Origin of the sequence: Acinetobacter sp. MF4642, from assembly GCF_002018925.1 — a bacterium.
GTDB lineage: Bacteria > Pseudomonadota > Gammaproteobacteria > Pseudomonadales > Moraxellaceae > Acinetobacter > Acinetobacter johnsonii.
In genome coordinates, this window is record NZ_MVON01000081.1 from 1 (window position 1) to 1,050 (window position 1,050).

Sequence of the window (1,050 nt, forward strand, 5' to 3'; positions counted from 1 at the left end):
TATTTCTGTAAGTTAAAAGAATTTAAACGTATAGCGATGCGTAGTTGTAAAACAGATACGAGTTTTGAAGCCATGATTCAACTGTGCGCGAGTTTAATTAACTCTCGGTAATTCTCAACAGACCCTAGAGGAATCAACTTGAATTATTAGTGAATTAATAAATTTCCAACCATATTTTTCAAATTCCTTTATTTCTTCTTCATTTAACTCCATTTCCCATGAATATTCTCCGTGGGTATTACACAATACTCTAGTATCTAAAATATATTCACCATTTTTTTCAGCAAAGCAATGATCTCTATCCATATGTAATATCTTGGGTTCATTGGGGTGATCAGTGGTAATAATCCGACATAAATATAAAAATTTAAGACAAGCTTTATACTCTGAGTCATAAGCTTGAGTTTCTATAACCTTCCCTGTATCAATTACTAAGATTAGCCATTTACCATCAATTAACCTAATACACCAAGCCTTTAGGTTGTTTTTAAAGCATAACTCGTTGCCATGTCTATTAAGCAATTTTGCTTTGTTAGAAGGAAATAAAGTTTGAATATTATTTATATTAAGAGACATACAATACTGATTTCCACTTCTACATTGATCAATGCAATTTATCTTAAACTAATTGTTTAGATATTCCATTTAACATACTGGCGCTTATATGAAATCAAAAGCTGATGATTCAAGTTGTGAAAGCATCAGCTTATTGGCATGATGAACGATAGCTAATCCGCACTGGTTTAGGTGCTTCATGACCCTAGCGATCCGTTATCTTCACAGTTGCATGGCCAGCCAGTGCCTGCGCATATTTCTTCCCATACTTTTGTGTAATGTTATAAATACCCAAAGCACGTAAGTCATGCAGCGATGGTCGTTGGTTTAGTTCTAAATGATCATACGCACCAGATAAGTCCCGATACTGAACCGTACCGACTATATCGGAGACAGTTTATTTAAGTTATGCAACACAATCTAAGGTGTTGATTTTATCATAGTACATATTTTCAAACTCAAATGGTGAAACATAGCCAATAGAACTATGTAGCC

Annotated in this window: 1 protein-coding gene; it reads right to left on the reverse strand. The window is 34.0% G+C overall.

What is annotated here, in order from left to right; genetic code table 11:
- Positions 1–114 precede the first annotated feature (114 nt).
- Positions 115–576 carry a hypothetical protein gene (locus tag MF4642_RS16520; protein WP_227518572.1) on the reverse strand — a complete coding sequence of 154 codons (462 nt, stop codon included), beginning with the start codon at positions 574–576 and terminating at the stop codon, positions 115–117.
- Positions 577–1,050 lie beyond the last annotated feature (474 nt).